Genomic DNA, 14597 nt, shown 5'->3' on the forward strand with positions numbered 1-14597 from the left:
CATCCTTTATTTTTCTCTTTATTACATTCATATTTTTACAAATCCAAAAAATATGAATGTAATAAACAAATAAAATCAAATGAGGTGAACATGGAACAAAAAAACAATATTGTTGACAGTGGAACTCTTTCAAGTTTAGAATTTCACACAAAGCTCTCCAAAGAGCAGCGGAAGTCACTTATCAACTGGTTCAATAAACAAAATATTGAATTTCAGATACTGATATTTGATGAGCAAAAAAATCAGTTTTTTAAACTCAAAAATGATGGAATTGATAAAAAGCTTTTATCTTTGGCTTCGTTTCTTCTTGCTATCAAGCACTTTTACGACAAAGAGCAGCTTTTAAAATCAAAAAATAAATCTCAAACTCTAAATGAGCTTGGAAGTATCGCAAAAATAGAGAGGATAAAACTTAAAAAAGAGAAACCAAAACAAAAGCTTCAAATGCTTTTATCGATTCACTCTGTGATTTTGGCACTGCATAATGATGGATATAGTCTAAGGGATATAAAACAGCATTTGCAAAGCAAATATAGAAAAACTATTTCTCATACCTATCTATCTCAATACATCAATGAGCACATCATAAAAAAGGATGCAAAGCATGTATAACCAAACAACTTTTATGATGATGCAGGTGGTTGTATTTTTTAGTGGAGTGATTGCTGGAGCTGGAATATTTTATTTTTTGCAAGATAGATTTGCTCTTGGGATTCAAAAGCTTCTTATGAACTATTCATCAGAGTTTCAAACCCAACTAGCTCAAAATGTTGATGAGATAGAGGAGCAATTTAATGAGTATAAAAAATACCTATTAAAAATCGCTAGTGAAAACGCAAAAGAGCAAAAAGATATCCAAGATAGTTTCAAACTTATAGATAACAGCCTCTCAAAATTTCATACAGAGATAAAGTCAACCCATTATGTAAGACAATCTTTAGAAGATGAGATTACAAAACTAAAAAATATTATCAAACGACAAAACAAACACAATAAACAAAAGGAGCAATAAATGGCATTTTTATTCGATAAATTTAAAAATATGTTCAAAGAAAAAACGGGTGAGGAATTCACAAAAAATGAAAAAGAGTATGTGATAATTTATTTTGCAAATAGCAATCCAAAGTCATCTTCTAAAACAATATTCTATAGTACAATGCATTGCTTAAGAGCATTTTATCCATTACCAGTGGTTAAAGCTATGGTACAAGGTGAAGTAAAAAAAGTATTTCAAAAAGAGAAAGCACCAAAGCGTATTAAAAAGCTTTATAAAGAGTTTGCGGAAATAATTTTTGATGCAGCTATGGAAAAAAATATCAGCAATACTATAAAGCGAGATGAACAATCATAAACTTTCCCCCATCTTACAAAAGAGTTCCTGTCAACTCTTTTGTAAAGCTTTGTAAAAAAAGGTGTAAATTGCACCTCTTCTAACTTTGTAAATTATCAATTCAAAATCCCCTAAAACAAGCCACTTTTGAAACAATCTAAAAAAACAAGGAAACGGGAAGCAAAAAATCTTATCGCAAATCTTTTTTTCTACTAGCGGTTATAGTTGACAAATTTGGTGTTAGAATTTTCTTTTTTATAACCCTTACCAAAAGTAAGCATTGATTCAAACAATGACTAAAGTTGAGCTAGGTGGAGGAGTTTACCAGAATCTTTTCTTTCTAGACTACTAAAAAAACTGTGAAGCAAAATGTAAAGTTTTCAGATACTTTTTAAAACTGTATAGCTGCTTTTAGCAGTAGGAGAAATGCCTAAATTTAGTTTTATTAGATCTATTAAAAATCTAATCTTTGTTTGATGCTTTCAAAGTGAAAAAAAGTAGAAGGACTCAACACATACCTGTAACTAGAGGCAGGAAAAAGTAAAATTATAGATAAATGGAAAAGGTAAAAATGAGAGGAAGTGTATATTATCAAACAGCGGTACTTACAAAGCTCATATTCTTTGAAGGTGCAAAAAAATCTGATAGAACCAATCCAAATCATGAACACTATGGATGTGTATCATCTTTTAAAACGATGGAGAGTTATAGAAATGTTTGGAATAACTTTTTTAACTATCTTTTAGAGCATTTTAAACTCAAAAACTGTGAGCTTATAACAGATGAGCATATAAAAAGCTATATTGAATATAAAATAGAATACTACCCTTCTAAACAATATTTAGAAAAAATCACATCTGCTCTTAGAAAGTTAGAGATTGCTCTTAATCGCTACTCAAAAGAGAAATACCAATTTCCAATTATCTATGATTTTAAAATAAGACAAGAACTATTAAATAATGCTCGAGATTTAAAACTTGTGGCGAACAACTATCATAACAGGGTTTATGATAATCCACTTTTAATAATAGAAAATCTCTCCAATCCTAAACACCAATTAGCTGCAACCATACAGCTTGAAGGAGGAGCTAGAAGTGAGGGAGTGACACTTATCAAAAAAGAGCAGCTAAAAGCTATAAAAACAGATGAGATTACCAATAAAAGTGTGGGTGTAATAGAAACCAAAGAAAAAGGTGGAAAAGTTGGTGATGTGTTTATCTCAACTAAAACCTATGAAACTTTGCAAAACTTCTTTTTACAAAGTGACACCTCACACTTCAAAATCTCTTACCAAGAGTATATCGATGATATCAAAAGCACTTGCCAAAAGCTAAATATCCCTCATCATGGTTCACATGGGCTTAGATGGACTTTTGCACAAAACCGTGTAAGAGAGTATCAAAACCACAGCTATACCTATGAGCAAGCCTTACAAGGGGTTAGCTGGGAGATGAAACACTATAGGGCAAGTATCACTGAGCACTATCTTGGACACTAAAAAAATAAATCATTACAAAGGAAAAATAAAATGCAAACACTCATCATTAAAGAGTATTTAACAGCCATAAAACTAGATGAAGAAAACAAACTTCTATTTGCTTATGACATCAAAGATAAAATCATAGATGAGCAAAGTGAAGGGATTTTAAGTGAAATACATGAGGTGATGTATCAAAAAATATCATCATACTTTCATATCAAGCCAGAGGATTTTGGGGTGCAAATTGGTTGAAATTTGAACTAAATTTTGGTAAAATTTGCTTTGAATATCAAGCCCTAAGATGGGAGCGACTCTGCTAGTTCTTGAGGGCTGAAAATTAAACTTTCTCTAAAATCTCTTTCCGTTTTTCCCAATCACTCATATAAAGAGCTAAATAATCATAAAATTGCTTAGAATGGTTTGGATAAATCAAATGAACTAGTTCGTGGAAAACTACATATTCTATACAGATCTTTGGCTTTTTTATAAGTTCAATATTAAGATTGATATATGATTTATGAGGGTTGCAACTCCCCCATCTTGTTTTCATTTGTCTGATTTTTATATCTTTTATCTCTTGCATCACAATTTTATTAAACTCTTGCAAAATATTAAAGAAATGAAGCAATGCTTTTTCATAGTACCACTCATAAACCAAATTTTGTTTTCTTTTTAAATCATTTTTATTTTTTACATAGATTTCTAAATAGCCTCTTTGAAGCTTAACAGCTTCTTTTTTTGATTCAATGACTTTAAGTCTGTAACTTCGACCTAGATATTTAAAATCCTCTCCACTCACATACTCTTTTTCAGTTGTTTCAAATGAGGCAAAAAACTCTTTCTTTTTTTCTATCCATTTAGCTCTTTTTTTGACTATATACTCTATATGTTCGTTGCTTGTTATCTTTGGAGCAGTCAAAATTACTTCTCCAGATGGCTTTACTTTTAAAGTGATATTTTTTACATCTTTTTTAGTAATTTGGATGTTTTCAAGCATAAAAACTTATCCCTATGCCTCTAATAGTTTGATAAATTTTTTCTTTGTTCTCGATTGATATATCATATTCATCTTCGATATCCCAAAGAACATCTTCCATCGCACTTGTTATTTCATTTTCGACATCTTTATTTTTATGCCATTCAGGTTTTTTAGAAGCCCCTGCATAAATTTCATCAAATTTCAAAGTCAAATTTTTAACAATCAGCTCAAAATCTACAACTTCTAAGTTACCCAAAATGTCACTCAAGTTATCATATATAGCAATTAAAGTTTTTTTGTTTTCGAACTCTTTTGGGTACTTGTCCTCATTTGGTTTTGACATACCTGTTATTAGGTCTTTTAATTGTTTTGCTTTAGCTAATTTTTCCTCTTCGCTGAGTCTTTTTGCTTTATATTCATTGATTACATCTTCAATTTGCTGTGCTATAGATTTGTAAAACGCTGGGTTTGATTCCATTTTTTCTTTTACTACAGCACTTACGGCACTCAAAATTGTGTCAGCTTTTGCACTTTTACCCTCTACTCTTTGCACCTCTTCTTCAAACTCTGTTTCAAAGATATTTACAAGCCTTGTAAGCTCATTCACCTCTTTGGCACTTACAAAAGTATCAAGAAGTTTTTGCATCTGCTCTTCATATTTTCCAAAGTCACAAGTTTCGTGGTATCGTAACTGCACTACTTTTCTGAGTTCATTGTAAAATTTGATTTTTTTCTTATAAAGCTTTATTTCACTCTCACTTAAAATATCATCAATTTTCTCACTAGAAAGAGCCAATTTAAAAGCTCTTGCTAAATGTGATAACCACTCTTTAAAATCATCTCTTTTTTGTATATCTGCTAAAATCACTACGAAACTTTCTAAATCATCTTTAAATTTAACATCACTAAAAAGGTCTTCTAAATGGGTGTAATAAGTTTTAGCTTTTGCTATCTCAGTTCTTACATCTACTACAGCTCCCGTCAGATCTTCTGGATCAAAACCATCAAGTGAAGCATAGTTTGTTAAAGCTTGGTCAAGTTCTCCTAAAAGCCCTCTATAATCTACAATATATCCATAATCTTTTCCATCATAAAGTCTATTTACCCTAGCTATTGCTTGTAAAAGATTATGTTCTTTTAGTTGTTTATCTATATAAAGTGTACTTGCTCTTGGTGCATCAAAACCAGTTAAAAGTTTATCTACAACAATAAGTAAATCTATCTCATCTCCGTGGATAAATTCATTTTTTACATACTTTAGATATTCCTCTTCACTTCCAAAGTTTTTAATAGTTTCTTGCCAAGCTTTTGCAACATATTCTTTATTGCCACCATCCAGTTCTTCATGCTCATTGCTTGAAATCACATAAGCAGTTCGTATATCTCCATACTCTTCAAAAATCTCATGATATTTTATAGCTTCATATTTACTACTTGTTGCAAACATCGCTTTAAAACCACTGTTTGCCATTTTTAGAGTTTTTTTGAAGTGTTCATTAATATCTAATGCTATTAGTTCAAGTCTTTGCTCACTTGATGCAACTTTTTGAAATCTTGCCCATTTATGCTGTAAATCTCTTTTTGCTTCATCACTTAACTCTCTGGAAATCATATTGAACTTTCGTACCAATCCATCAGGACTCAGCACCTCTTGATCCACAAGTCTTCCCTCATAAAGTAGCGGTAAAACAGCCCCATCTTTTACAGCATCATCTATAGTGTAGCGATGTATCTCACCACCAAACTTTAAAAAGCTATTTTTGTCTTTTTCTTTTTTAAGAAGTGGTGTTCCTGTAAATCCGAGATAACAAGCAAGTGGTAGAGCCTTTTTCATTGCATTGTGTAAATCTCCACCTTGAGTACGATGAGATTCATCCACTAGCACAAATACATTATTATCATTGATAACAGTTTGCGAGTTTCTTACTTTTTCAAACTTATGCACTAGTGTGGTAATTACACTTATACCACTTTGAAGTTTCTCTATCAAATCACTTCCACTACTTGCTCGTCCTGCTTTTATATCACTATTCTCAAAAGTTTTATGAATCTGCTCATCCAAATCAACCCTATCAGTTACTACGATGATTTTTGCGTTTGTATAAGTGAGTTTTAGAAGTTTTGTAAGCATTACCATAGTTAGCGATTTACCACTTCCTTGAGTATGCCAAATAAGCCCGCCAGCTCTTATACCATCAGTTATTTTTTCCACTCTTTTAAGCGTCTTTTCAATCCCGAAAAACTGTTGATAACGGCTCACTTTCTTAACTTTTTTATCAAATAAAATATAGTGTTTTATAAGTTTCAAAAGTCTATCTTTTGATAAAAGTGCAAATAGCGTAAGGTCAAGACTAGTTACTTCTCTATTTTGTATCATAGTTTTTAAAGTTGCCTTTGTCTTTTCGCTTTCTTCTTCTTTCCACAAGCTATAAAACTTCAAAGGTGTCCCCATTGTTCCATATCTAGCTTCATTGCTATTTGCTGCCATAGTTAGTTGTATGTATTTAAACAGATGTGGAATTTCATCTTTTTTTTGCTCTTTTTCAAGTTGTTTGATACCATTTTCATAATTTATACTTGATTTTTTAAGCTCAATTACCACAAGTGGAATACCATTTACAAATACAACCAAATCAGGTCTTCTAGTCTTTGTAATTTCGTTTTGGCTGGCACGGTCTACTATAAACTCTTCTGTTACAAAAAAGTGGTTATTTTCAATATTTTCAAAGTCTATATATTTAAAAGAGAAACTCTTTTTTGTACCATCATCAAGATTCTCTTCATAGCTAGTACCTAAAAGCAGATGATTGGTAATCTTCTCATTTGCTATTATCAATCCCTCGTTTAAAGATACATCTAAATCATCTACTGCCTTTGCTATATTGTTGGCACTGAATTTATAGTTTTGTCCTTTGTACTCATAGCTATTTATGGCATAAAGTCTCTCTATAAGTATCTTTTTTAAAAGCACGGCAGATGTTTTGTTTTCTCTAAATATAAGATTATCTTCTTTAGTTATAAACTTATATCCAAAATCCTTATGGCTCAAAAGATTGATACAGTTTTGTTGTATTACAAGTTCAAGTGTAATGTTATCATTCATTTTAAAATCTCCCAATGTCCGCCTTTAGCACCGCCAATTCTTTCAAGCTTACCATCTTCTTTTAGTTTTTTAATTTGCCACTCAATACCTTTTACAGTAAGTTCCAGTGTATCGGCTAGTTCTTGATTGGTAATATTTGGATTAGCACTAATAAGCTCCAAAATTTTCTCCCTAGTTTTTACCCTAGTTTTTACCCTAGTTTCAGTATTTTCTATTTTATTAGGGGCATTATTAAAATAAAACTCCACCCAAAGACCATTTTCCCATCTAAACTGTGGGGTGATACCATTGAATTTTTGTGATTCTTCTATGATTTTTTCTATTCCTCTTCCCCAAGACTCTATATAACCAGCTAAGAAAAAAGGATAAGCAACTAGAGGATTGTGTGGCTCAGATGTATGTTTTCGTAAAAGTGTATCTATAGTCCAGTGTGGTGGTAAATCTCCTGCATTCCACATAAGAAGCTTGTCATCATATACACTTATTTGGATACTATTTTGTGAGCTATAATCTTTGTGAACAACTGCATTGATAAGAGCTTCTCTAAATGCTAATTCTGAAATCGGGAAGCTCTCTACTCTTTGAATACCTTCATAAGTAATCAAAGCACTAAGATATTTTGTAAAAATAAGTTCCATAGCTTTATCTACTTGTTCAAATAGATTACCCTCTATCACATCTTGATAGACTAAATCCGTATTTGATTTGAAGTACCCTATTTTGATCATACTACCCATGACATATTTCATAGGCTCTTTTGCAAAAAGTAGTGCAGTCGCTCGCTTGAGATAATCACCCTCTCGCAGTCTTAATTTATCTACTAAAACATCATCACTCTCTTTTAAAAGTTCAGGATCTATTCTCTTCTTTTTAGAGGCTTTGTCTCTAAAGAGTTTAAAAGAATAAGGATCTAAATCTGTATCTCCAAAATAAGGTACTGGTACACTATCCCAAGTTTTACCTTGAGTTCTGAGCAAAAATTTGTCAAGTGCCACACCTTTTAGCTCTTGTGTTGTGCTTCCACTTCTGTAGTAATATGAACCTTTATAGCTTATAGGGTATGGATATTTATCTGTGATGATTTCAATGTACTCTTTATCTTCATCTTGCAAAAGATTGACATCTACCATGATGCCTAAAATATCTCGTACTTTGTTTGGTATATCTTCAAGAAGCTTTTTGGCATTGTCAATGCCTTTGATTTCGCCATCATCATCCACTCCGATATAAAGTTTCCCACCATCAGTATTGCCAAATGCACTAAGCCATTTGATATAGTCATCTCTCCAAGTCTGTTTAAATTCTATGTTTTGCGATTCGTTAATTTGTAGTTTCATGTTTTTTACTTCCTATCAATCTGACTTTTCATGATCTTTAATATAAAGTCGAATTAAATTTTTTTTATCATCTTTTGCACTAGTAATAAATTTTCTATTTTTTAGAATATCTATTAATTTTTTGTTGTAATAGTTATTTTTTAGAACAGTTTGTTTTCCATCTAGGTTTTTTATTTTAGAATACTCTTCTGGTAAAAATTCTAAGATTTCTAGAAATTCATCATTATTTAATTCACTATGTTGTTCTACTATTAAATTTATTTTTAATTCCAAACTATCTAAAACTTGAAGCATTTTTTTAGTGTAGTAAATTGATTTTATTATTGTTTTATCAACATATTTATAAATTAACTTGGCAATAGTTTTATTTGAAATTAAATCAAAATCTATCTTTTCAACCAGATCCGTTTTAGTTTTATCTGATAAAACACTATTATTTATTTCAAGAATTTTAATAATATCATCTGCTTGAAATTCAAATCCTTCAAATTCTTTCAACAATTTATGTTTGTTTTTTTCAATCAGAAGAATATGTAAATTTTCAGTATTTTCTTTGAGGGCATCAAAACATTCTTTATTAAATGAAAACCTGTTATATTCAAGAAGTAATAAAATTTTTTCTTTATCAAGTTTAGATATATCTAAATTCGAATAACTCCAACCAATATTTTTAATTAAATACTCATAAGATTTAATATTAATTTCATTTGATTGAATAATAAGCTTTAATAATTCTTGTGTAAAAAATTGATATTGTTCGCTATACTCTTTTCCACATTTTATTTTAGATATTTCTTTTGCATTTTCTTCTAAATTTAAATAATCTATCAAGAACTTATTATTAGTGGTTTCATTATTGAAATACTTAAACACATTATCCCAACTCGCTTTTATTTTATTAAGTTTGAATAAATCTTCCCACAATTGATTATCAATGCTATCAATGTGTGATATTTTAGTTTCTTCTTTATCAATAATTTTGATTTTCAAATTTATATCAAGACTGTCATTATTTAATAATTCTATTATAGTCTTCTCAGACTCTTTAGTATTTGTCTCTATTATTAAAAATATATTTGTGATATATTCGTTAATATTATCCAAAATATATTGGATAAGAACTTCTTTATCTTTAATTAATTTATCTGATTTTATTGTCGTCAAATGGGCTGTTTTTAAATCTTCTTCAACTTCACTCCTTGGAGCACATTTATTAAAAATCATTTTATTTACCATATATAAATTCAATTCGTAATGAGATTTTTTAAATATAAAATCTACTATTTCAATATTATTACTCCAATCAAGTTGCGAAAATTTAAGATTTAAATCTTTAATAAGATTAATAACTTTTTGTGATTCTAATCCGCTAAAAGATTGCATAAAAGCTAAGTTATTTAAACTAAAATTATTATAATTGAGTTTTTTGATATCTTCATAATCTGCATAATGAATCATCCAACCAAAATAAGTATTGAGTTTTTCAGCTCTCTTCTCAGAGAGAAATATCCATATATTTTTATAGTATTTAACAATATTTTTTACAAACTCCACTCTCTCATTACAAGTATCTAAACAATACAAAATAAAATCTTTTGAAACTTCACTTTCATCTGACAACTTATGAAAAAGTTTATTTATATATTTAGGATAACTTTTTTTATGCTCAAGTAAAAAATCGACTAAATATATATTGAAAATACTTTCTTTATTAAATTCGTTTAAAACCAATCTAAAATCTATAATTTCCTTTAAATTCTTTAGTTCATAGTTAAATTTTAAAGCTTTACCATTGCTTTTCACATTTCGTAAAAAGTCTTGTTCATCTTTTGTGATACTGACACCAAAAAAGTTTGATATATACTCTTCATAATTTTCATCAATATGTCCATAAGACAATAAGTATTTCATCAGTTCTTTATTCTCAAAATTACTATCTTCGAAAATAGTTACATCAAGAAATTCTTCAAAAAGCTCTTTAATACTTATATCTTTTAGTCTTTCTTGCTCTTTTTTTAAATCTTCAATTTGCTTTAAAAAATCATTTCTTTTATTATTTATTTTATCTAGAATAAGTTGCTCTCTTTTTTTATAATCACCTAAATCTTTTTCTATGTTGGAAAATTTAACTGCTAAATAATGACTTTGTTGATTGTAAGTTCCTAATCCATTAGCTTCCATAATTAATTCAAAATTACTATCATCTGTACTATTTTCAATACTAAAACTATTATTTGCTGTATAAATAGTTTTATTGAACTGCTGATTGGACTTCTCTATAATTTTTAGAATATAAAGTTGTCTTAATTCTTTAATGTCTTGTTTTGGCTCTTTTTCAATTTTTTCTATATAATCTTTAATATCTGCTATTTTATTATCTAGTTTCTCAATATGTGATTTTAAATAATTCTTTTTTTGCGTATGGAAAATATTGTAAACCAATCCTTTGGATTTATGTAGTTCTTCAAAATCTTGAGGCTCAAAATTTTTATAAATTATCATTGCAAGTAGTTTAGTTTTATCTAATTTATTATCAAGTTTTTTACTATATACTAAATATTCATTGTAAATATTTTTTACTAACCTCATGTCAGAGATAAAAAGAGATATATCGTAAATAAAATTTTTCTCAACATTGCTGAAATAATTTAGAAGTACATCTTTAGAATTTGTTGCATTTATATATGGAATAATAGGAATTAAAAAATCAAAGAACTTAGTTCGTTCATTTGCATTTTTAAACATTTCATCTTTAACAGCGTAAATAAATACTATTTTTTTATCCACTTGTTCAGAATTATTTATAAAATTGTTTAATTCTCTTAATTTCGTAAAAATTTCTAAATTCTCAAATCTATCTAAATCTTGAAATACAACTACATCAAAATTTGTTTTTTCAAAAAAATATAATATCTCATCTAAATACTTATTTAATAATGAAGCACTTTCACTATTTGAAACTAACTCTAAATTTTGCAAATTCAATTTTTCAATGTTTGTATTACTAATTAAAATTAATATTTTCCGTATTGCATAATATGAGCCTATTAATAAAATAAACATTGGCAAATATTCTACATATTCAATAGTATTAATTTGTAGCAACTCTTTTAAAAATAAAATATTTTCTAATTGTTCTGGTTTAAATGTAATAAAATAAGCTAAAACCACTGAAAATATTGAAATAATCTTTATAGGTATCCATCTTAGTCTATTGATTTTTTTAAGTCTTGACTGTGGAATAGTTTTATTTTTTACTTTATAAAACATTTGCTCTAAAATACTTTTTTCAATCAATGATAAATCTGTTGTTTTTTGATTATTCCCTTCCATATCTTTAGGCTTAAAAGTTGCAAGAGAGATATCTAAAAAATTGTATTGGGCATTATTTTTTTCAAATGTTTTTATGAAACTACTTTTTCCAGAACCATAAGAACCAGAAATAGCAATATTTTTTACTTTATTGTTTGCAAGTGCATTACTTAACGCTTTGTTGTATTCTTCAATATTTTCTGCTTCATCATTAGCAGTTAAAAATTGATATTCAGTTTTATTTAGTCTATTAGCATTAGCTAAATTCAAATGAAAAATATTGACTTTTTGAATAAGCATAAGCAATACATTATCTAAAAACTTTAATATTTTTTGTTTCATATCATCTTCCCTATACAACATTTTTTATATTTTTTACCACTACCACAAGGGCATTTATCATTTCGTCCTATTTTGATTTTACTTTCAAGCACTCTTTTGACAACTTTTGCACCCATATCCACAGAATAAGTCCATTCAGTATTAGACATAACACCAAATCTAAAAGTTTGCGTTAATGGATCAAAACAAAGTCCAAACCAATTATTAGCCTTTTGCCTATATTTTCTGTGTTTACAATGATCTAAAAGTTTTGCAAAAGCTTCTTTATGAGGTAAGTTATTAGTATGAAAGGTCATTCCAGCAGATGCATCATCAAAACCCACTGTAAAATCATGACTTTTGCCATCGCTATTAAATAAATCAATTGTTTTTTGAATACCTTCGTTGATTTGACCAATGGCCTCTTCTGATAAAGTTAAAAGAAATAATCCGATTTCAATTGATTGATCATCTTCATATTTTTTTATTTGATCAATAAAGTTTCCAACAATAGTTCCTCTGTATTTGGTCAAAATACCTTCTGGTAAATCTTTTCCTGGCAAACCTTTTTTTCTTACCATTAAAGCCAAATCTAAATCAGATGAAACGCTATCATCAATCATCATCATTGAATACTCATCAGATAAGTATAAGTTCTTTTTTAAATGATAAGATAAAATTGAATATTCGCTTTGTGCAATAAAATTTTTAAAGTATGTAGTTCTTTTATTTGTATAACTCAAGAAATACAATGGATTTGAAAGCATCTCAGACATAACATCGAGTAAAAATATATCCATTACAAAAGGTGGTTTGATTTTTTTATTTTCTTCAAATTTTAGAAATTGTTGAGTTTGAAAAGCTAAAGCTGGATAATGATCAGAAACTACACAAAAAATATAAATTTCTTTAAAATTATTTCGTATAGTAAGCTCATTTTTTGAGGCATCTAATAATTTGTACTTTTCTTCTTGAATTAGTTTTGCACAACTCAATCCCTGATCATATGAATCTTGAATTGCTTTTTTAAAATCTTCAGCAAGGAGATTGTCATTTCCCTTACGAGATTCTAATCGTAGTTTTTTTGATTTAGCTTGCAATACAATCGCACGATTTGCAAACACTACCAAGACATCAATTTCTCCAACTTTAGTTTTATTATTAAAAATATCTATATTTTTAAAAACATTTTTTGCACCGAATATATTTGATAAAACTTCATAAGAAAAATCTTCAGTAAAATCTCCTCTGTGTTTTGTAGCTGTTGTTTTAAAATATGTTTCATCATACTCTTTGAACCAAAAAAATGGAGATTCGTAAGCAGCTTCTAAAAGTCCATAATGTTGGAATAAAATATAAGTATTATCATCTTGTTTTATCAATGGTTTTGCATTAATTACATTATAATCACCAATTGTTTTAAACTGTTCATTAGATGTATTAACTGTAAATTCTTGTAAAATATTTGATATTAATTCTCTAGAAAAACTCGTTAAGTCAATTAGTTCATCAACTGTGAAACTAAAAATATCCATTGTAGTCCACAAATCAGGATGTATGCTAAGTAATTTTTCTCCAAGTTTCAATATCTTTTTTTGTTGAATATCTACAATACATTTAAGTAGGATTTGAATATTTTCTACTTCAAAGTTTTTATTTTCAAAAAAACCATTTATTGTCATTTTTATATTTTTTTACAAATAAATCTAAATATTGAAAGTCATAAGCTGATTCAGAAGCATAAAATATTGATTCCCTTAAAAACACACCTTTAGTAAATGGATTTTCATCTCTATTATTTTGAAGAATATCCATAAATATATCTTTTGAAGGTGCTATTATTGCTTGGTGCAATTCTTTCAAAAGTCTGTATGTATCTTCTATATATTTTTGCAAGATAATGGGTTTGGGAATAGTATAGTCAATCTCTTTTTTCAACATCAAACCAACTAAGGTTGATATTTCAGTTCGTATCAACCTTTCATTTGAATGAATTTTAGCTAACTCATCTGTTGTTGGTTCATCATCAAACATAACTACATTATTTGAGAAACATAAAAATGCTATCGCATGAATGTAACCAGATGATATACATAATTGAGCTAATTCATTAAATATATCAATTTCATTTTTGACTAAATTAACCATTGCTATTCTCATTTTGCATATAAATACTTTTCCGTTTTAGGTAAATTTCATTTATAATATTTTTAACGCTATCTTGCTTTTTTTTCTTTCTTTGTTCAATAATTAATTGCTTAGGAGTATTTTTTATATTTTCATTTTCTTCTTCTTTGGAGCTCTCGGGATGAATACCACCACCTTTCCATTTATTGCTATAAAGCCATTCTTCATAAAAATATAACCAAAGATATGTCCAAGAAACAATAGTATTGCAAAGTGGCATATTTGTATTCCACTCATTATAAGAAGGATAATATAAACATAATCTAATTTTTTTATGGTCATACAAATGTGGTATAGATTTGCTTTTTGAAACTTCCCATATATCTTTATTCAAAACAAACACATCAGGTGAGTAATTATCAATATGAAAAATAATCAATACTTTATATGTTTTACTTAGTACTGTAGGTTTTGCATCAAATTCCCAAAAAAAATATTTACCATAAAACTCACCCGTTCCATTTTTTGAAAGAGGACAAAATTTTACATTACTATATTGTTGTAATAATGTTGTTTTATGATATTTAGATACACCTTTTGCTAACACT

General features: G+C 28.4%; 12 protein-coding genes. 5 read left to right on the plus strand and 7 right to left on the minus strand.

Annotated features, from left to right (window positions below; genetic code table 11):
* Window positions 1-90: 90 nt before the first annotated feature.
* From CVO_RS05335 to CVO_RS05355, 5 genes are all read left to right on the plus strand, one after another.
* Window positions 91-612 (plus strand): hypothetical protein, encoded by a 522-nt coding sequence (locus CVO_RS05335; RefSeq protein WP_159570598.1) that lies wholly within the window; start codon window positions 91-93, stop codon window positions 610-612.
* Window positions 605-1012: a hypothetical protein gene (locus tag CVO_RS05340; protein WP_159570601.1), complete on the plus strand. Its 408-nt coding sequence runs from the start codon at window positions 605-607 to the stop codon at window positions 1010-1012. The genes CVO_RS05335 and CVO_RS05340 overlap by 8 nt, the downstream gene beginning before the upstream one ends.
* Window positions 1013-1351 carry a hypothetical protein gene (locus tag CVO_RS05345; protein WP_159570603.1) on the plus strand — a complete coding sequence of 113 codons (339 nt, stop codon included), beginning with the start codon at window positions 1013-1015 and terminating at the stop codon, window positions 1349-1351.
* A 535-nt stretch (window positions 1352-1886) separates the two neighbouring features.
* On the plus strand, window positions 1887-2828 hold the full coding sequence (locus CVO_RS05350) for a site-specific integrase (RefSeq protein WP_159570606.1): 942 nt from the start codon (window positions 1887-1889) through the stop codon (window positions 2826-2828).
* A gap of 30 nt (window positions 2829-2858) precedes the next feature.
* The gene (locus tag CVO_RS05355) at window positions 2859-3062 is read left to right on the plus strand and encodes a hypothetical protein (protein ID WP_159570609.1); all 204 of its coding nucleotides are present in this window, start codon (window positions 2859-2861) and stop codon (window positions 3060-3062) included.
* An 85-nt stretch (window positions 3063-3147) separates the two neighbouring features.
* Here CVO_RS05355 and CVO_RS05360 read toward each other — a convergent pair whose 3' ends face one another.
* The 7 genes from CVO_RS05360 to CVO_RS05390 are packed head-to-tail and all read right to left on the minus strand — an operon-like array spanning window position 3148 to window position 14596.
* Window positions 3148-3807 (minus strand): M48 family metallopeptidase, encoded by a 660-nt coding sequence (locus tag CVO_RS05360; protein WP_159570612.1) that lies wholly within the window; start codon window positions 3805-3807, stop codon window positions 3148-3150.
* On the minus strand, window positions 3800-6892 hold the full coding sequence (locus tag CVO_RS05365; RefSeq protein WP_159570615.1) for a type I restriction endonuclease subunit R: 3093 nt from the start codon (window positions 6890-6892) through the stop codon (window positions 3800-3802). Before CVO_RS05365 ends, CVO_RS05360 begins: the two co-directional genes overlap by 8 nt.
* Window positions 6889-8229: an RNA-binding domain-containing protein gene (locus CVO_RS05370; protein WP_159570618.1), complete on the minus strand. Its 1341-nt coding sequence runs from the start codon at window positions 8227-8229 to the stop codon at window positions 6889-6891. Before CVO_RS05370 ends, CVO_RS05365 begins: the two co-directional genes overlap by 4 nt.
* Before the next feature lie 15 nt (window positions 8230-8244).
* Entirely contained in the window at window positions 8245-11883 is a 3639-nt protein-coding gene (locus CVO_RS05375; RefSeq protein ID WP_159570621.1) for a YobI family P-loop NTPase, read from the minus strand.
* The gene (locus CVO_RS05380; protein WP_159572167.1) at window positions 11880-13544 is read right to left on the minus strand and encodes an SEC-C metal-binding domain-containing protein; all 1665 of its coding nucleotides are present in this window, start codon (window positions 13542-13544) and stop codon (window positions 11880-11882) included. Before CVO_RS05380 ends, CVO_RS05375 begins: the two co-directional genes overlap by 4 nt.
* Complete coding sequence (locus CVO_RS05385; RefSeq protein ID WP_159570624.1) at window positions 13522-14022, minus strand: hypothetical protein; 501 nt, start codon at window positions 14020-14022, stop codon at window positions 13522-13524. Before CVO_RS05385 ends, CVO_RS05380 begins: the two co-directional genes overlap by 23 nt.
* Window positions 14003-14596: a type II CBASS E2 protein gene (locus tag CVO_RS05390; RefSeq protein ID WP_159570627.1), complete on the minus strand. Its 594-nt coding sequence runs from the start codon at window positions 14594-14596 to the stop codon at window positions 14003-14005. The genes CVO_RS05385 and CVO_RS05390 overlap by 20 nt, the downstream gene beginning before the upstream one ends.
* Window position 14597 lies beyond the last annotated feature (1 nt).

This window comes from Sulfurimonas sp. CVO (assembly GCF_009883775.1).
In the GTDB taxonomy this organism is placed as follows: domain Bacteria; phylum Campylobacterota; class Campylobacteria; order Campylobacterales; family Sulfurimonadaceae; genus Sulfurimonas; species Sulfurimonas xiamenensis.